General features: G+C 57.4%; 14 protein-coding genes. 9 read left to right on the top strand and 5 right to left on the bottom strand.

The window, feature by feature from the left end:
- Nucleotides 1-140 precede the first annotated feature (140 nt).
- The 5 genes from PG1C_RS05690 to PG1C_RS05710 all read left to right on the top strand — a co-directional run bounded on the left by PG1C_RS05690 (nt 141) and on the right by PG1C_RS05710 (nt 10644).
- Entirely contained in the window at nt 141-2855 is a 2715-nt protein-coding gene (locus tag PG1C_RS05690; RefSeq protein ID WP_202636431.1) for a DEAD/DEAH box helicase family protein, read from the top strand.
- Nucleotides 2856-2859: 4 nt separating this feature from the next.
- On the top strand, nt 2860-3696 hold the full coding sequence (locus tag PG1C_RS05695) for a BRO-N domain-containing protein (protein WP_202636432.1): 837 nt from the start codon (nt 2860-2862) through the stop codon (nt 3694-3696).
- Nucleotides 3697-3708: 12 nt separating this feature from the next.
- Nucleotides 3709-4089: a four helix bundle protein gene (locus PG1C_RS05700; protein ID WP_202636433.1), complete on the top strand. Its 381-nt coding sequence runs from the start codon at nt 3709-3711 to the stop codon at nt 4087-4089.
- 110 nt (nt 4090-4199) lie between these two features.
- Complete coding sequence (locus PG1C_RS05705; protein WP_202636434.1) at nt 4200-6599, top strand: DNA methyltransferase; 2400 nt, start codon at nt 4200-4202, stop codon at nt 6597-6599.
- A gap of 271 nt (nt 6600-6870) precedes the next feature.
- The gene (locus PG1C_RS05710; protein ID WP_202636435.1) at nt 6871-10644 is read left to right on the top strand and encodes a P-loop NTPase family protein; all 3774 of its coding nucleotides are present in this window, start codon (nt 6871-6873) and stop codon (nt 10642-10644) included.
- A 72-nt stretch (nt 10645-10716) separates the two neighbouring features.
- Here the strand turns inward: PG1C_RS05710 and PG1C_RS05715 are convergent, their stop codons facing one another.
- Nucleotides 10717-11010: a type II toxin-antitoxin system HicA family toxin gene (locus PG1C_RS05715; RefSeq protein ID WP_202636436.1), complete on the bottom strand. Its 294-nt coding sequence runs from the start codon at nt 11008-11010 to the stop codon at nt 10717-10719.
- Nucleotides 11000-12067 carry a hypothetical protein gene (locus tag PG1C_RS05720; protein WP_202636437.1) on the bottom strand — a complete coding sequence of 356 codons (1068 nt, stop codon included), beginning with the start codon at nt 12065-12067 and terminating at the stop codon, nt 11000-11002. Before PG1C_RS05720 ends, PG1C_RS05715 begins: the two co-directional genes overlap by 11 nt.
- Nucleotides 12068-12243: 176 nt before the next feature.
- Between PG1C_RS05720 and PG1C_RS05725 the strand changes: the two genes are divergently transcribed.
- A complete protein-coding gene (locus PG1C_RS05725) occupies nt 12244-12549 on the top strand; it encodes a hypothetical protein (protein ID WP_202636438.1) in 306 nt (101 codons plus the stop codon).
- On the opposite strand, the gene PG1C_RS05730 is transcribed toward PG1C_RS05725, so the two are convergent.
- The gene (locus PG1C_RS05730) at nt 12550-12894 is read right to left on the bottom strand and encodes a DUF5615 family PIN-like protein (RefSeq protein ID WP_202636439.1); all 345 of its coding nucleotides are present in this window, start codon (nt 12892-12894) and stop codon (nt 12550-12552) included.
- Nucleotides 12894-13115: a DUF433 domain-containing protein gene (locus tag PG1C_RS05735; RefSeq protein WP_202636440.1), complete on the bottom strand. Its 222-nt coding sequence runs from the start codon at nt 13113-13115 to the stop codon at nt 12894-12896. Before PG1C_RS05735 ends, PG1C_RS05730 begins: the two co-directional genes overlap by 1 nt.
- Nucleotides 13116-13365: 250 nt before the next feature.
- Between PG1C_RS05735 and PG1C_RS05740 the strand changes: the two genes are divergently transcribed.
- The 3 genes from PG1C_RS05740 (at nt 13366) to PG1C_RS05750 (ending at nt 16244) form a co-directional block, all read left to right on the top strand.
- Complete coding sequence (locus tag PG1C_RS05740) at nt 13366-13611, top strand: AbrB/MazE/SpoVT family DNA-binding domain-containing protein (protein ID WP_202636441.1); 246 nt, start codon at nt 13366-13368, stop codon at nt 13609-13611.
- On the top strand, nt 13611-14045 hold the full coding sequence (locus PG1C_RS05745; protein ID WP_237218303.1) for a putative toxin-antitoxin system toxin component, PIN family: 435 nt from the start codon (nt 13611-13613) through the stop codon (nt 14043-14045). Before PG1C_RS05740 ends, PG1C_RS05745 begins: the two co-directional genes overlap by 1 nt.
- Before the next feature lie 546 nt (nt 14046-14591).
- The gene (locus PG1C_RS05750; RefSeq protein WP_202636442.1) at nt 14592-16244 is read left to right on the top strand and encodes a thiamine pyrophosphate-requiring protein; all 1653 of its coding nucleotides are present in this window, start codon (nt 14592-14594) and stop codon (nt 16242-16244) included.
- A 93-nt stretch (nt 16245-16337) separates the two neighbouring features.
- Here PG1C_RS05750 and dnaJ read toward each other — a convergent pair whose 3' ends face one another.
- Entirely contained in the window at nt 16338-17444 is a 1107-nt protein-coding gene (gene dnaJ, locus PG1C_RS05755) for a molecular chaperone DnaJ (protein ID WP_202636443.1), read from the bottom strand.
- Nucleotides 17445-17462 lie beyond the last annotated feature (18 nt).

Here is a 17462-nt window from a genome sequence, read left to right on the forward strand (position 1 = left end):
AAAATAAGGGATAGCAGCCCCGGCAATCTTGCTTCATTTCTTACCTTGGAAAGCTACAATGCCTCTTGGTTGACACATCTTCTTGCGCGCAGTGCGAAGGAAGGTTGGCATCACTTTGCAAACAGATCATCTGCTAACCCATGGCGCTACATCCCGAATTCCCGAAATCCCCCTATGCCGAATTACTCCCGGAACAACGCTGGTTCCCGGCGGCCGAAGAGCTTAGAAAGTCCTATGCAAAGCTGCTGCCGCCGCTGGTCGCCACTATTCGCGGCGAGGTGTCGGCGTGGCGGAGCGCGGGTTATGCGGGTGCTTCGGAGACATCGCGCGCGCTGCTGAACTGGTGGTTCGAGACCGAGCATCTGGTCGAGCAGGCCGATGGCGCGCTGTCGCCGTTCCGCTATTACTTCGCGCAGCGCGAAGCAGTGGAAACGGTGATCTGGCTGCATGATGTGCGTAAGGTTCAGGATAAATTTGATCTGCTGCGATTTTCGTCTTTGAAAGAGATATCGCCGGGCGATTTCGACGAAGACTGGCCGCGCTATGTCGTGAAAATGGCTACCGGAGCGGGCAAGACCAAAGTGCTGTCGCTGCTCATTGCGTGGAGCTTTTTTCACAAGCGCTACGAACCGGATTCGACCCTGGCACGCAACTTCCTCTTGATTGCGCCCAACATCATTGTGCTGGATCGCCTGCGCGCGGACTTTGACGGTCTGCGTATTTTTTTCAACGACCCGATCCTGCCGGATAACGGCCACGCGGGCCGCAACTGGCGCGACGACTTCCAGCTCACGCTGCATATTCAGGATGACGTGCGCGTGGTGCGCGATACGGGCAACCTGTTTCTCACCAACATCCACCGCGTCTATCTCGGCGACGTGCGCGAGCCGTCTCTCGAAGATGACGATTTGCGCGACTACTTCCTTTCGCCCTTCGGCGCGAAGCCGGTCGGCAAAACCACCGACAGCAAAACCGATCTGGGCGAGATCGTCCGCGAGATCGACGAACTGGCCGTGTTCAACGATGAAGCGCACCATATCCACGACCCGCGCATGGCCTGGTTCAAAAGCATCCAGGACATTCATCACCGCATGCTGCAGAAAGACGGCCGTCTCGCCTTGCAGGTGGATGTGACCGCCACGCCACGGCACAACAACGGCGCGATCTTCGTGCAGACAGTTGCTGACTATCCGCTGGTCGAGGCCATCCATCAGGATGTCGTCAAACACCCGGTGTTGCCGGATGTTGCCAGCCGTACGCGATTGCAAGAGCACAAGAGCGCGATTTTCACCGAGCGTTACGCGGACTACCTGCAACTCGGCATCGAAGAATGGCGCAAAAGCTATGCCGAGCACCAGGCGCTGGGCAAGAAAGCGGTGCTGTTCGTGATGGTGGACGACACCCGCAACTGCGACGAGGTTGGCTCCCATCTGGAGAAAATTTGCCCCGAACTGGAAGGGGGTGTGCTCGTCATCCACACCAAAAACAACGGCGAGATTTCGGAAGCTGCCTCGGGCAAGAACAAGGATGAACTTGAAAAGCTGCGCAAGGAAGCCAACAGCATCGACACATGGGCCTCACCGCACAAGGCCATTGTCTCCGTCTTGATGCTCAAGGAAGGCTGGGACGTGCGCAATGTCACCACCATCGTCGGCCTGCGCGCTTACGCCGCGCAATCCAACATCCTTCCCGAACAAACGTTGGGGCGGGGTTTACGCCGCATGTACTTTGGTTCGGACATGCCCGAAACGGTCTCGGTCATGGGCACGCCCGCCTTCATGGAATTCGTCGAGTCCATCCAGAGCGAGGGCGTCACCTTCGAGCATGTGCCGATGGGGCCGGGCACCGGCCGCAAGGAGTCGCTCATTGTCGAGGTAGACGCGCAGGATGCCGACAAGGACATCGACGCGCTGGACATCGAGCTGCCCCGGCTCACACGGCGCTTCAATCGCGAATACAAAGACCTCGATGCGCTCGACCCGGCGAAACTTGGCAATGCCAAACTTCCGCTCAAGCCCTTCACGCCAGAGCAAACCCGCGAGATCGTCTTCAAGACCATGCTCGACGCCGAAGTGCATCACACCATCCAGCTCGACGGTGCCGGCCCCGCTGACTACCGCTCGGTGGTGGGATTTTTCGCGCGGCAACTACTCAAGGAGCTGCGCCTCGTCGGTGGCTACGACATCCTTTATCCCAAGGTGAAGGCATTCATGGCCGGGCATCTGTTCGCAACCTCGCCGGTCAATCTCGAAGACCCGGTGGTGCTGCGCAACCTCTCCGAACCCGAGGCCGGGAAGATTCTGTTCGACTCATTCAAGGCCGCCATCAACGCGCTCACCATCCAGGATACCGGCTCGGTGCGCATCGAAGACCGCATCCGTTTGCGCGACACGCGCCCCTTCCGCACCGAAAACCGGCCCTACCTCGCGCCGAAGAAATCGCTGTTCAGCAAGATTGTCGGCGAGCCGAACGCCGGCGGCTTCGAGCTGGCCTTCGCCGGCTTTCTCGACGCCGCACCGGATGTCGCATCGTTTGCCAAGAACTATCTCGCGGTCGGTTTCAAGATCGACTACGTCAAGGCCGATGGCGATCTTTCGAACTATGTGCCCGACTTCCTCATAAAAACGACCGACGGCACGGTCTGGATCGTCGAAACCAAAGGCCGCGAAGAACGCGATCTGCCCCAGAAAATGACCCGCCTGCGCCAGTGGTGTGAGGATGCCACAAGCGCCAGCCAGGCCGAGAGCGGGCCGGCTTACCGATTCGTGTATGTGGATCAAGCAGGCTACGAGCGCAACCCGCCGCAGACTTTTGCGGGACTCGCCGCGAGCTTTACCGAATATCCGAAGGGATGATGCCATGAGTAACATCAAGCTGTTCGAATCGAAACATATCCGTTCAATCTGGGACGACGGGGCGCAGCACTGGTTGTTCGCTGTCGTGGACGTTGTCGCGGCCTTGACGGACAGCCAGAATCCCCAAGTCTATTGGCGGGTGCTTAAAAAACGGCTGTTGGCCGAGGGCAATGAAACCGTTACAAACTGTAACGCTTTGAAAATGACTGCACCAGATGGCAAGCAACGGCTTACCGATGTGGCGGATACCGAACAATTACTCCGGCTCATCCAGTCCATTCCCTCGCCCAAGGCAGAACCCTTCAAGCGCTGGCTGGCCAAGGTGGGTTACGAACGACTCGAAGAAATCGAAAACCCGGAGTTGGCCGCCGCACGGATGCGCGAGCTTTATAAAGCCAAGGGTTACAGCGACGAATGGATCGAAAAGCGCGTGCGCGGCATCGCCATCCGCGACGAATTGACCAACGAATGGCAAAAACGCGGCGTGAAGGAACAGCGCGAATACGCCATTCTCACTTCTGAAATCAGCCGCGCCACTTTCGGCATGACGCCAGCGGAATACAAGGCATTCAAAAACCTGGACAAGCCGGCGGACAATCTGCGCGACCACATGAACGATCTGGAACTGATCTTCACCATGCTGGGTGAAGCTTCCACCACCGAGATTGCGCGCAATAAAGATGCGCAGGGCTATATCGAAAACCGCGATGCGGCCTCGAAAGGCGGCGCAGTAGCAGGGCGAGCACGGGGCGACCTGGAGAAAAAATCCGGCAAGCGTATTGCCAGCAAAGAAAACTACAAGCAACTCCCCGAAGCCGTCGCGCGCAAGAAACTGAAGTAAGAATTACGAATTATGAATAACGAAGTGGGGATGGTGAAAAGGGATTTGCCCGAACGGACGTTTGAATTTGCGCGGCGTGTGGTGAAGCTGTGCCAGGTGTTGGATCAGACACCGGGGGTGAGCCGGACAATGGCTAATCAACTCCTCCGGTCGGGCACGTCTATTGGCGCAAACGTTGAAGAGGGGCAGGCCGGCCAAAGCCGGGCAGATTTTGTGAGCAAGCTTTCCATCGCATGCAAAGAAGCGCGCGAAACGCACTACTGGCTGCGCCTGCTCTCGGCATCGGAAATAGTACCCGAACCCCGCTTGGCAGAATTGCTGGATGAAGCCAACCAACTCATCGCGATTCTCACAGCCATCACTAAAAACACGAGAAAGAATAGTGAAAAGTGAATTACGAATTTATTGAGGCTCAAAAATGACCATACATTTCACCATTCAAAATTCTAAATTCGGAATTCTTTTCCCTATTCGTAATTCAAAATTCACAATTCATTAAAGCTATGGCAAAAATTCCCAAAGAAGCCTACGAACTTTCAGACGCCGAAAAGCGCGACCTGACCCAGCTTATCCAGCAGGGCCGTCCGCTGCCGGAGAAATACCGCTTCATCCTGTTCGAGGACAAGCGCGAGGTGGAACTGGTGTGGAACGGCAAGACCCGCGACGTGTGCACCACCGTGCTGCCGTTTCAAAGCCTGGAGCACGTGGACGAGCCGCGCAAGGAAGCGCCGGAGATTCAGAGCGATTTGTTCGACACGCGCGGCCGCCAGCTCAAGGGCTGGACCAACAAGCTCATCTGGGGCGACAACAAGCTGATTCTCTCCAGCCTCAAGAGCGGCGCGCTGCGCCGCCAGATCGAGGATGCGGGCGGCCTCAAGCTCATCTACATCGACCCGCCGTTCGATGTCGGCGCGGATTTCTCGATGGATATCGAGATCGGCGGCGAGACCTTCCACAAGGAACCGAACCTGCTGGAGCAGATCGCCTACCGCGACACCTGGGGGCGCGGGGCGGATTCGTTCATCGCTATGATTTACGAGCGGCTGATTCTGATGCGGGATTTGCTGGCGGAGGATGGGAGCATTTATGTGCATGTGGACTCGCGCCTAAACAGCAGTGTTCGTCTTGTCATGGAGGAAGTATTCGGGAAGTCGAATTATCGGAATGAGATTACATGGGTGCGCGCAGCGTCACACAACGATGCGACAGATCAGTTCGGAAAGGTCAAAGACTGCATCATGTATTTCGCGCGCTCAGAGAAAGCTCATCTCAATATTCAATACGTGCCTTACTCGGCGGAGTACATTGATGCTGAGTGGCGCAAGCTACCGTCCGGTCGTTACTACAAAGCAGAAAACATGCTCGATCCTCGGGGATCGATGAAATTTTTTGATTTTCACGGCACTGTCGCACGCTGGCGGGCAACGCCAGAAAACATGGAGGCGCTGTGGAATGCACCGCAAACGGAAGTTCCTGATAGCCACGGGCGAATAAAGCTTGGAAAAGATGGGAACCCAATCAAACGATGCCGCATCATGTTCCTCGACGAGATGCTGGGTGTTCCCCTGAGTGACAATTGGAGCGATATTGCGTATTTGGCAGGTGGTTCTAAAGAAGCAGCTGGCTACAAAACTCAAAAACCCGAAGCCCTGCTCGAACGTATTATCAAAGCCAGCAGCAACGAAGGCGATCTCGTCGCCGATTTTTTTGTCGGCTCTGGCACCACGGCGGCGGTCGCGGAAAAGCTCGGTCGCAAGTGGATTTGCACCGACCTCGGCAAGTTCGCCATTCACACCACACGCAAGCGAATGATTCAGGTGCAGCGCGAGGCTAAAGACGCGGGCAAATCCTTCCGTGCTTTCGAGGTGCTGAACCTTGGCCGCTATGAGCGGCAGGCGTATCTGAATGTCGGCGGGCGGCTCAGCGGCAAACAGAAAGAACAAGCACTGGCGCAAAAGGAACGCGAGTTCCGCGACCTGATCCTGCGCGCGTATCGCGCCGAGCCGCTGGAAGGCGAGCCTTTCTTCCACGGCAAGAACGCCGGGCGGCTGGTGGTCATCGGCCCGATCAACCTGCCCGTGGGTCGGCTGTTCGTCGAAGAAGTCATCACCGAATGCCGCAAGCGCGGCGCTTCGCGCGTGGACATGCTCGCCTTTGAGTTCGAAATGGGACTATTCCCCGCAGTGCTCGACGAGGCCAGGCAAAAGGGCATCGACCTCACGCCGAAGCAGATTCCACCCGAAGTGTTCGACAAGCGCGCGGTAGAAAAAGGCCAGGTGGTGTTTTTCGACATCAGCTTCATCGAAGCCACCCCGCGCTACAACAAGAAGGACAAGTTCACCCTGCAAATCGAACTGACCGACTTCTCCGTTTATTACACCCAAGGCGCAGCAGAAGCCGCCGCCGCAAGCCTCAAAGACGGCAAAAGCCAGGTCGTGTGCGAACAGGGCCAACTCATCAAGGTGAGCAAAAACAAGGACGGCATCGTCACGCGCGAGACGCTAACGAAAAACTGGACCGACTGGGTGGACTACTGGGCGGTGGACTTCGACTACATGTCGCGCCGTGAAATCATCAAGGTAGCCAAGGACGCCGGGACGGAAAAACAGGCCGCCGATGCGCCCGAAGGAAGTGCAAAGCCGCCCGAAGGTTTGAACCCGCTTTCGGGAAGTGCAAAGCCGCCCGTCCCGACAGAATCCCCCACCGAATTCGAAGAACGCTGGACCGGCAGCTACATTTTCGAAAACGAATGGCAAAGCTTCCGCACCCGCAAGAACCGCGACCTGGAATTCATCTCCGCACCCCACACCTACACCCAGGCCGGCCGCTACACCGTCGCCGTGAAAGTCATCGACATCTTCGGCAACGACACGATGGTGCTGGTGCCGGTGAACGTGGGATGAGTGGTCAGGAGGTCGCTGGTTTCGGCGTGACGCCGCTTAGATCTCTTAGCTTGGACATCCCAATTCGGCCGAAGCAGACTGTGACAAGAAAACGCAGACAGTTGTCGATGTCTGCTTTCCGGAGCCATCACCCAACTGTAACTATCGGCCAGAACTGGACGTTCATACTTCTGTACGGTAGCGTCTCACTACTATGCCTTCTGAAGTTAAAGGCCTCGTGAGCCACCCAGACCGTTTCTGATCTGCAACAATCAATGGGCCCCCTATTTACATGAACAATCTCTTAGATGTACCAATCGCAGCGGTAACCGCGCTCACCCCCGAGCGCGCCGTGGTCGTGATGCGCGCCATTCTCCGATCTGAATGCGGCTACGCCAAGCTGAGGCCAACTGTATTGACGATCTCTAGTCGGCTCACGATCGCGGATGGCGGCATTGACGCGGAGGTCAATGTGCCCCCCGGACCCACGATTCCGACGGATTGCATTTTTCAGACCGGACTCACCGGATTCCAGATCAAGTCGGGAACGTCTTTCAAACCTTGGACGCCGAGTTCTATCCGTGGCGAACTGCTAGACAGTAGAGGGAAACTGTACTCCGAGGTTGAGCGCCTTATTCGCCGTGGTGGGCGCTATACGCTGCTTTGCACAGGCCATGACATGACCCCGGAACAGCGCAATGATTCGCGGCAACAGATTGCTGTGGTGCTGGCGGAGGTGGGATTCGGGGGGTACGAAGAGCTGATCGAAGTCCTTGGTGCGAGTCAGGTTTCGGATTTTTCTGAGCGCTATCCCGGGACTGCGTCCTTGCTTGCAGTCGACCCAATTCAGGAAGCCTGGATACTGGAAGAATGGCAGCGTGACGCACATATGGCGAATGTCTTTGAGGCATCTCCCGAACAGTCTCAAATGATTGCTCGGATTCGGGCGGGGCTGCAGGGCGAGACCAAACATATCCGTGTCCTTGGAGAGCCTGGCCTGGGGAAGACACGCATTGTCCTTGAGTCCGTTAAAGACGAGAACATCGCACCCTACGTGCTGTACATACAGCACGGCTCACAGTTTGGACAGACACGACTCTTCCGCCAGTTGCTGAAAACAGGCTATGACAAACCGCTCGTACTGATCATCGACGAGCTCCCAGAGTCCGAGCTGTCAGAAATTTGGAAGCACTTGAAGCCGCGTTGCGGCAGCCTGAAGATTGTGTCGCTGGATCACGGGAGAGACGAAACCCACGACGAGGAAATTGAACGACTCCACGCCCCGAGTCTGTCTGACGAAACCATCAAGAAGATACTTGTCAGCCGCGTCGGCGAATCACGCGAGCTTGATCGTTGGGTCGCAATCTGCGAAGGCTCTCCACGAGTTGCACAGGCGGTTGCGGACAACCTGCGGGCAAACCCAGACGACATCCTGAAACCACCATCCACAGTACCAATCTGGGCGAGATTTATTCATGGCTACAGTAGCCGAGACGAGAGTTCCGCAAGGCAGATTGACTGTGTGACCCAACACATGGCCTTGTTCAGCCGATTTGGCTATGAAACCCCAGTAGGAGATGAAGCTGCATACATCGCCAAACTGATTCAAAAAGTGGATCCGACGATTGGATGGGCTCGATTTCAAGAAATCGTTCAAGGCCTTCGTGCAAAAAAGGTACTCCAGGGAAGCAGGACGCTCTTCTTCGTGCCCAAAGCCCTCCACATCTACTTGTGGAAGCAGTTCTGGGAGCGCTATGGGCGCGGTTTTGACTTTACGCAGACCTTCAAGGACATGCCAGAGTCCTTGCACGCCTGGTTCATGAACATGTTCAAGTTTGCAGGAGACGCAACGGCTCACGTCATTGACGATATCCTTAGACCGGATGGTTTTTTCTCCGAGCGCGCAGCACTAACGTCGGCGAAAGGTTCTCGATTTCTTTCTATCCTGGCCGAAGCCAATCCGGCTGTTGTACTGAGGCTTCTGGAAGCTACGATTGGCAAGTGGACGGATCAAGAGCTCTTGGACTTGAAGCAGGATCGGCAGAGTCTTGTATGGGCGCTTGAAAAAATCGCGGTTTGGCCAACCCTTACGGTTAGGGCAATCCAGGTGCTAGTCCGATTCGCTACCAACGAAAATGCCAACTTCTCCAACAATTCCACGGGCACTTTGATTGGGTTGTTTCGAATTGGCCCTGAAGCAGCCGCAACGGAATCAACTCCTGAAGCCAGACTTCCGGCAATGCTAAGGCTGCTCCGTGCTTCCGGGGACGAGGAGCGCCGTCTTGGACTCAAGGCGATGGATGCCGCGTTAGACAGTCGTGGCATGGGATTTCGGATTGTCGGGGCTGAGTATCAAGGATTGAAGGAAAGAGCCAAGCTTTGGATTCCCGCGACTTACGGCGACTTGTGGCAAGCCAAGTTGATTTACTTTCAGGCCTTGGTCGATGAGACACAAACCTGGCCGCCCTCTTTGCGTGCTGAGGTCTGCCAGGCATTGCTGGAGGCCGTAGAGCAGCAGATCAGAACACCACCATGCACTGAGCTGGCATTCCAGGTACTGAGTGTCCTTGTGGACGACAGTACGATGCCGCCAGAAAAATTGAATCGCTTCTTCTGGCACTGGCAAAAGTATGAGGATGATGGCCAACATCCGGAAATCGTAAAGAGACTACAAAGCTTTGAGCGTCGCTATACAAGGCGTGACTTGGCGAGCCGGTTCCAGTGCTACGTAATTGATGTGGACTGGATGGAATGGGACGAGGACTTTCGCGAACGGCATAACAAGCCCAAGAATCGCGCCAAGATTCTTGTCAACGCTCTGGCGCGCCGCATAGCACAGCACCCCGAGAGGTTGAGCCAGATTCAGCATCTACTTTCGCCTGCAAAGAACGCTCCTACACTATGGCATTTCGGCGAGCAGATTGCGCTGAATGATGCGACGCGAGCGTTCCTGCAGCCCCTCACTCGTCTGACCTTGGAAACAAAACACCATGTGTGTCTGCATGGCTACCTATCAGCAGTACGGGCGAGCGATCCCGAGTTCTATCTTTCCACGGTCAGGGGTTTCATGGGTGTGCAGAGCACTGCTTGGCTGGGTGCAACTATCGCACTTCGCACCGACTATGACGATGAGCTGTTCGCGCAGTGCCTGGATGCACAAGAGAAGAAATGGATCGACCCACTACTGTTCACGGTGCTGCGGTTTGGGAGGGCTATCGAATCGGTTCCACCAGAAAGAACGGGGCGTCTGCTTCGCCAATTGAGTGAGGACGATGCTCAGGACTCGCTGGTTTTATTGGTCGAACTGCTGGACTCGATCCCGTTTAACGATTCCTCGCCGTTCAATTCAGGCTTCGTGTTCGATGTGGTGTCTAAATCCGTTCCGGATGAGGAAAACCGGGACGCGATGCGAGGCTACTACTGGAAGAATGTCTGTTCGAAACTGATCAAGTGGGACGCGAGTCGCACACTACCCCTGCTGGATGCTTTGCTTACCGAAATGGGCAAGGCCTACCGCTTGAGCTACGACTCCAACGTCGTGCCTCTTGCAAACGAGCTCGTATTAGCTGACCCAGCCGGGGCGTGGGATATTGTGGAAATGCACTTTGAAGAATCGCTTCCAAAATGGCGCGATGATCTTTTTCAGTGGCTCAAGGGTGGCCTATCCGGATTCGATGAAGAAGACCCGAGAGGAGCAATTGCTGATCTGCCGGTTCCCGAAATCCTCGAATGGATTGAAGAAGACCCCGAGCACAGAGCAGGGCTAATGGCTCATGCAGCACCCCGAACGCTTGATGACGAACATGGCGGCCGATTGACTCGAGAATTGTTGTACAGATACGGACAGTTCGACGGTGTGCGAAGTGGCATCAGTGCGACCTTTCACTCCGGAGGGTGGACTGGCCCAACAAGCGCCTACCTGAAGCGAAAGCGAGAGAAGTTTCGTCGATGGCTGGCGGGTGGTTTTGAGATCGAGATAACGCAGTGGATCGAGGCTGAGATTGAGTGCTTGGATCGGAATATAGAGCGCGAGGAAATCGACGAGGAACGTTCGCGATTCGATTGACCTGGTTGTAATGCCCTTCCGTTGGAGGTCAAATGGGAGTGTCCTTGTACGGCAAGTACAAAGGCCGTTCGATCAAGCGGTCAGCCCTTCGACCGCTCCTTGCGCAATGAGCTTGGCCTCGTAGCTATCCCGATCCAGCGGGCAATCGATCAGCAGGCCGAAATCTTTATTGCTTAGTTTGCATTGCCTGGCCATCTGCGAGAGCAGGTTGTCGTCAATCTCGCGCGCACCGTGACTGGTCTTGGTGAAGACGCGCGATTTTTTCCCCGCCTTGGAGTGATAGTGAAAAAAGTTGTGGTCGCCCTTGGCGCGTTGGAAGCCTTTTGCTTCAAGGCTTTTTTCCACATCGCTTTGCTTACGCGGCATGAACGGCCTCGGTGAATCGAGTCCGCAAGGCCTGCTTCAACAGGCGGGCAGGTGCATCCAACTCATCATCAGAAGCTTGGGCGTATTCCCGCCAGAGCATCGCCAGTTGCTCGTGCAGTTCGGCAAGCAAGGTTTCGCGGGTGGGGGCGTAAACGTCGATGCCCAGTTCGCCGTGTTCGATACACAAGAGTTGCTTGCTTTCATCCAGCGTGGGTTCGAAGCTAAGAGTGGGCGCGGCCTTGAGGGTAAGGCCACTATGCCGGACGGTGTCGAGCGCCAGCGTGGAGAGGTCGAGATCGCGGATGTCGGTCACGTCGATGATCTGCTTGGGTGCGCCTTGGTCGTCCAGCAGCACACGGCCTGTGACCTGGATCAGGTCGCGCCGCTTTTCATAGAGCAGGTCTTCGACGGCTTCTTCGTAGATGCACGCCAACTCTTTGCTGGTGGGCGGGTAGATGATGGTGACCTTGCGTTCAGTGAAGTCGATGCTTTTCAATTCACCGGTGACGACGCGTGCCGCCTCGCGCTGTTCAACGGGAACCAGCGTTTCTTCCACGAATGGGATGGTCTCGACATCGAAGGTGGCGAAGGAAACGTCGCGGTCGTCGTGCAGGCTCAATTTCCATTTGGCGTCCGCCCGGGGGGCCATGCCTTTGACGGCTTCCAACACGCGGCGGCGAATGCGCTCATCGGGCAGGGCTGATGCCAAGCCCACCGTGCTCCGTGCGGACACGTGTTCCATAATCCCACGAAAGATGCCGAATGCTTTATCTGCCAAGTCTGCAACAACGAGTTCACCTGCTCCGCCGATTGTTACAGGCATGGCATAACTACCGGACTCGGGCAGTTGGCAAACGAGCTGGAACCGCTGGCTGGTGGCCGCAGAAACCCGCGCACGTTCCTTGATGCCGCGACCCTCAACATGTACCCCGATCAGTTCGAAGGCGCGCTGGGCATTCTCCAAAATCTGGACGAGTATCACCGCCGGTACGGCATGCTCATCAGGCGTGCCACCATCAATATGAAACGAGAAGGAGGGTTTATTTGAATCAGGCATGGTAGGGCAGCATTATGTCGCTAGAACCTTTTATATTCAATCATTTTGTGAAACAAAGGAAGTAAAGCGCCACACTGAATTACGATCAGTTGAGAAAATATAAAAGGAAGCGAAGATATGCCCGGTGCATTTATGCTCATATGGCGGCTGTTAGATAGCATTGCACTCCCTGGGCAATGGCGCAGGCCGCCGTCTCACCAGCGCCGACTTTTCGTCTGACGCGCTCACTCGCTAAAAACGCCTTCACCGCCACGCAGGTAACACCCGCAAAACTATTTATTGGTCAGTGCAGAGATGAGGCCAAGATGCTCGACGAAGGGATCAAAATCGCGGCCGCTGTAGAGCAGGCTGAAACCGCTTTCGATGCAGCGCGTGGCTATCACGGTATCGAGATGGCCTGGCCGATATCTCACAAGTTCGCTAGCAATGTTTTCTCACCCGGCGAGAGCGGTCTGTTGTTGATGAAGGGAGGGGGAGAATAGCTATTGATCGTGGTGGCTAAGTTCGACGCAAGCGAGATTCTGCTCTGTCAATGCATGCTCGATTTCTTTGTGGTGATCCAGCAGGATGTTGAGCACGACCGTTTTGGAGCGATTCGGGATTTTGAGCCAAACAACTTGGGGCGGGTGGCCCGCGACAAGTGAGCGTTCCTGAAAATCAGAATCACGGCTGACGATCACGAAGCTGTTGTCTTTCGCGTATTGCCAGATTTCAGAATCGTTTGCGCCTTCCAACCCAAGCAAGGCAACTTGTGAAGAGCCAGGGAAGGCGGTTTGCAGGAAGGGGACGATGCGCCTCGACAGATTTTCGTCGAGCAGCAGTTTCATCACACGGCCACGGTGTACAGGTTGTGTTCGCGGTCTGCGGCAAAGGCGAGGCAGGCGCGGATATCCGCAGGCTCAAGTTCAGGGAAGTCTTCGATGATGTCTGCTTCGTTCATGCCTTCGGCAAGCATCTCCAGCACGTCATAAACGCTGATGCGCAGATTGCGGATGCAGGGACGCCCGCCACGTTTGCTGGAATCAAGTGTGATACGAGAGTCAGTCATGTTTCACCACCTTGCCGGTCAGGTTGTTGAGCGCACTATAAGGGACATGGCGCGATTATTCAACCGCGTGACCAATGTGATGCGTCCGTATCTGGAGGCGGTGGCGTCACTGCGGGCTTGGTCGCGTCGATTCATGCCAGCTATTGAACCTGGCCAAGGCGCGCAGCTTTGGCAACAACCCGCTGCTTGATTATTTGCGGCCAAGAGCATAAAGTAAGGATTCCTTACTTTGGTGAATTGGAGGTTTGTCATGCTTGCCAAAATGACCTCGAAAAATCAGCTCACGCTGCCCAAGAGTGTGACCGCCGCCGTTGGCCCGGTGGAATACTTCGAGGTGGAAGCCCGCAACGGCCAGATCGTGCTGACTCCGGTGCGCATTCAGCGCGGCGGTGCCGTGCGCGCCAAACTGGCCGAACTGGACTTGAGCGAGCAGGACATCGCCGATGCGGTCGCGTGGGTGCGAAAATCGCCTGCCACTAAAAAGCCGCGCAAGTAATGCCCCGTTCACCCCGGATACCGCGCGTCGTGATCGACACGAATCTGGTGTTGTCTGCGTTGGTGTTTGCCCAGGGGAGGTTGGCCCCACTGCGCCATGCATGGCAAGGCGCTCGCTGTCAGCCGCTGGTTTCAAGCGTCACCGCCGCCGAGCTTATACGCGTACTCGCGTATCCAAAATTCAAGCTCTCTGCCGAAGATCGGCAAGAGCTGCTGGCCGACTATCTACCCTGCTGCATCACGGTGCGCATGCCCGCCAAGCTACCTGCAACACCTGTCTGCCGAGACCCGTTCGACTTGCCTTTTCTGCAACTCGCCATCGCGGGCAAGGCGGAATACCTGGTTACCGGTGACCAGGATTTGCCGAGCCTCACCGGCCGATTTATCTGTCCCATCATCGCTGCCGATCAATTCGTCAACACGCTAAATCCGTAAGGGCAGCAAAGATACCAAAAGTACGTGATTCCCCAATATGGCGTAGCGATGCTGGAGCCCAAGTCGGCCTTGACAGGATGGCGGCGCATTTCCCTGGGTGAGGGCACAGACCGCCGTCCGACCGTCCAGGGACGGCGCTGCACAAAAGAGTCCGAAAGCGGATTCCAATGTTCCAACATTCCCTGCGGTCAGATTCAAAGATACCGCTTCGCATAACTTTTCGTCCGGCGCTGCCCTGGGTGTGCGAGCGCATGCCCTTGCAGTATGGTGATTTACTACAGACGCCGCATTGACTGGCGAGGCAGTTGTACGCAGCAATAGATGAAATGTTGCGATTGCAATAAAAGTCGGCGCTGGTGATACGGCGAAGAAAGTAAGAATATCGCCGTAAACCGTCGCATTCACGCAGGAAGCGCTCAACGCCGACCGTTTGTTTGAACCCGGCTCCGCACAGATGGACCGTGCCTTGCCTTGCTCGCACAAATACACAGGTACTATTGCTATAGTTGCAGTTACATCACAACAACATCCCGAGGAGATATTTACATGAACACTGTTGATGCCATGGCGCAGCTGCTGCGCGAAACTGGCGTAACGCGCTTTGTCTGCTTTCCGACCAGTCCGGTGATCGAGGCCATGGCCAACGCTGGCATGCGGCCCATCATCTGCCGCCAGGAACGGGTCGGCGTCGGTATTGCCGACGGCATTGCCCGCGCCAGCGCCGGCGCCGAGACGGCGGTGTTCGCCATGCAGTTCGGGCCGGGCGTCGAGAATGCCTTCGCCGGCATCACCACCGCTTACTCGGATAGCTCGCCGGTGCTGCTGCTGCCGCTTGGCCATCCGCGCCCGAAACAGGGCGTGCCGGGTTATTTCGACCCCGCCCTCAGCCTGCCGTCGGTAACCAAGCTGTACGAAACCCTCAACGTGCCGGAACGGCTGAGTGACAGCCTGCGCCGGGCGTTCGTCGCGCTGCGCCAGGGGCGTCGCGGGCCGGCGCTGGTGGAAGTGCCATGGGACGTCGCGACGCAGGAGCTGAGCGAGCCGCCGGCGCCGCTCAACCTGCTGCCGCCAGTGCGCAGCCGCGGTCACAGCGCTGACATCGAGCGTGTCGCCAAACGCCTGCTGGCGGCCAAGCGGCCGGTGGTGCTGGCCGGTCAGGGCGTGCACTACGCCGGCGCCACGGCGCAGCTGGTGGCGCTGGCCGAATGGCTGGACCTGCCAGTGGCCACCACGCTGCTGGGCAAGGGCACCTTTCCGGAAGACCATGCGCTGGCGCTCGGCACCGGCGGTGTCGGCCTGCCCGGCGTGCTGGTGGACACATTGAAGGAGGCCGACCTGGTGCTTGGCGTGGGCAGCAGCCTGTCGCGCCACTACATGACGGTGAAGATTCCGGCCGGCATACCGGTGCTGCAGATCACCAACGCCCACGACGACATCGCCCGCGAGTACGCGGTGGAAGAAGCCGTGGTCGGCGATGCCGCGCTGGTACTGGACGACCTGCTGGCCTGCTTGCGCGACCTCACCGGCGGCAAGCCGCGGCCGCGCGAGGGGCTGCGCGCGACGCTCGCCAGGCGGCGGGCCGACTGGCTGGCAGCCTGGGCGCACAAGCTGGAGAACAACGAGAAACCCATGACGCCGTACCGGGTGATCGCCGAGTGCATGAAGGCGATTCCGCCGCGCGATGCCATTGTCACTCATGACGCCGGTAGCCCGCGCGACCAGCTGACGCCGTTCTACCGGGCGGCGCCCGGCGGCTACCTGTCGTGGGGCAAATCGCACGCGCTGGGCAGCGGCCTCGGTCTCATCATGGGCGCCAAGCTGGTGCATCCCGAGAAGGTTTGCATGAACTTCATGGGTGACGCCGCCTTCGGCATGGTCGGCCTCGACATCGAGACCGCCGTGCGCTGCAGCATCCCGACCATCACCGTGGTGCTGAAGAACTCGACCATGGCGGTGGAGACGCAATCGATGGCCCGCTCGCACGAGCTCTACCGCACACGTGATCTGGGCGGCGACTACGCCGGAGTGTCGCGGGAACTGGGTGCCCATGCCGAGACCATCGAGGATCCTGCCGAGATCGGCGCCGCTTTCAAGCGAGCACGCGAGGTGACCGAGACACGCGGCCAGCCGGTGGTGCTGCAGTTCCTGACCAGCTCCGAGACGGCGGTTTCCGAGCGGGCCGCCTTCGGCATGTTCTAGCCGGCCGCTGCGGCACGGCGTTCAACGCCGTGCCGCAGCCCATATCAGGCCTCACCGTCAGCGCCAGTTTTTCGTCCGGCGCCATCAGGTGCATCAGTCGCTAAAAAACTCCTTCACCCGCTCCAGCCAGCTCTGGGCTTTGGGGTTGTTGCGGCCGGCGTCGCCCTGGCTGATTTCCTCGAATTCACGCAGCAGTTCTTTTTGCCGTTCGGTGAGGTTCACGGGGGTCTCAATCACGACATGGCAGAGCAAGTCGCCCTGGGTGTGCGAGCGCACGCCCTTGACGCCTTTGCCGCGCAGGCGAAAGGCTTTGCCGGTTTGACTGCCGGCGGGAATTTTCAGATGGGCTGCGCCATCCAGCGTGGGCACTTTGATTTCGCCGCCGAGTGCTGCGGTGGTGAAGCTCACCGGCATTTCACAGTGCAGGTCGTCGTGCTCACGCTGAAAGACGGCGTGCGGCTTGAGGTGAATCTGCACGTAAAGGTCGCCCGCCGGGCCGCCATTAACGCCAGCTTCGCCTTCGCCGGAGAGCCGGATACGATCGCCTTCATCAACACCGGCGGGAATTTTGACGGAGAGCGTTTTGTGCTGCTTGATGCGGCCAGCGCCATGGCACGTGGTGCACGGTTCGGGGATATAGCGGCCGGTGCCGTGGCATTTGGGGCAGGTTTGCTGCACCGAGAAAAAACCTTGTTGCATGCGTACCTGGCCGTGTCCCGCGCAAGTGGGGCAGGTTTTTGGCTGCGTGCCTTTTTTAGCGCCACTGCCTTCGCACACTTCGCATTCGGCCATGGTGGGAATGCGGATGCGGGTCTCGCTTCCGTGGGCGGCGTCTTCCAGTGAGATTTCCAGGTTATAGCGCAGGTCGGCACCACGATAGACGCTGGAACGACTGCCCCCACCCCCACCGAAAATGTCGCCAAAGATGTCCGAAAAGGCATCGCCAAATCCGCCACCGCCGCTACGGGCTTGCGGGTCAACGCCCGCGTGGCCGTATTGATCGTAAGCCGCGCGTTTTTGTTCGTCGGAAAGAATCTCGTAGGCTTCCTTGGCTTCCTTGAAGAGTCCTTCCGCTTTGGGATTATCCGGATTGCGGTCCGGGTGGTGTTTCATGGCCAGCTTGCGGTAGGCCTTTTTGATGTCTTCATTGGAAGCGTCGCGATTGACGCCAAGAATTTCGTAAAAGTCGCGTTTTGCCATGATTGTTCAGAGTTGTCA

It is taken from the genome of Rugosibacter aromaticivorans (assembly GCF_000934545.1).
Lineage (GTDB): Bacteria > Pseudomonadota > Gammaproteobacteria > Burkholderiales > Rhodocyclaceae > Rugosibacter > Rugosibacter aromaticivorans.

Coding starts and splice junctions, on each gene's coding strand:
- PG1C_RS05750 (WP_202636442.1), top strand. CDS start 14,592: ATGAACACTGTTGATGCCATGGCGCAGCTGCTGCGCGAAACTGGCGTA.
- PG1C_RS05745 (WP_237218303.1), top strand. CDS start 13,611: ATGCCCCGTTCACCCCGGATACCGCGCGTCGTGATCGACACGAATCTG.
- PG1C_RS05695 (WP_202636432.1), top strand. CDS start 2,860: ATGAGTAACATCAAGCTGTTCGAATCGAAACATATCCGTTCAATCTGG.
- PG1C_RS05700 (WP_202636433.1), top strand. CDS start 3,709: ATGAATAACGAAGTGGGGATGGTGAAAAGGGATTTGCCCGAACGGACG.
- PG1C_RS05740 (WP_202636441.1), top strand. CDS start 13,366: ATGCTTGCCAAAATGACCTCGAAAAATCAGCTCACGCTGCCCAAGAGT.
- PG1C_RS05730 (WP_202636439.1), bottom strand. CDS start 12,894: ATGAAACTGCTGCTCGACGAAAATCTGTCGAGGCGCATCGTCCCCTTC.
- dnaJ (WP_202636443.1), bottom strand. CDS start 17,444: ATGGCAAAACGCGACTTTTACGAAATTCTTGGCGTCAATCGCGACGCT.
- PG1C_RS05690 (WP_202636431.1), top strand. CDS start 141: ATGGCGCTACATCCCGAATTCCCGAAATCCCCCTATGCCGAATTACTC.
- PG1C_RS05705 (WP_202636434.1), top strand. CDS start 4,200: ATGGCAAAAATTCCCAAAGAAGCCTACGAACTTTCAGACGCCGAAAAG.
- PG1C_RS05715 (WP_202636436.1), bottom strand. CDS start 11,010: ATGCCGCGTAAGCAAAGCGATGTGGAAAAAAGCCTTGAAGCAAAAGGC.
- PG1C_RS05735 (WP_202636440.1), bottom strand. CDS start 13,115: ATGACTGACTCTCGTATCACACTTGATTCCAGCAAACGTGGCGGGCGT.
- PG1C_RS05720 (WP_202636437.1), bottom strand. CDS start 12,067: ATGCCTGATTCAAATAAACCCTCCTTCTCGTTTCATATTGATGGTGGC.
- PG1C_RS05710 (WP_202636435.1), top strand. CDS start 6,871: ATGAACAATCTCTTAGATGTACCAATCGCAGCGGTAACCGCGCTCACC.
- PG1C_RS05725 (WP_202636438.1), top strand. CDS start 12,244: ATGGCGCAGGCCGCCGTCTCACCAGCGCCGACTTTTCGTCTGACGCGC.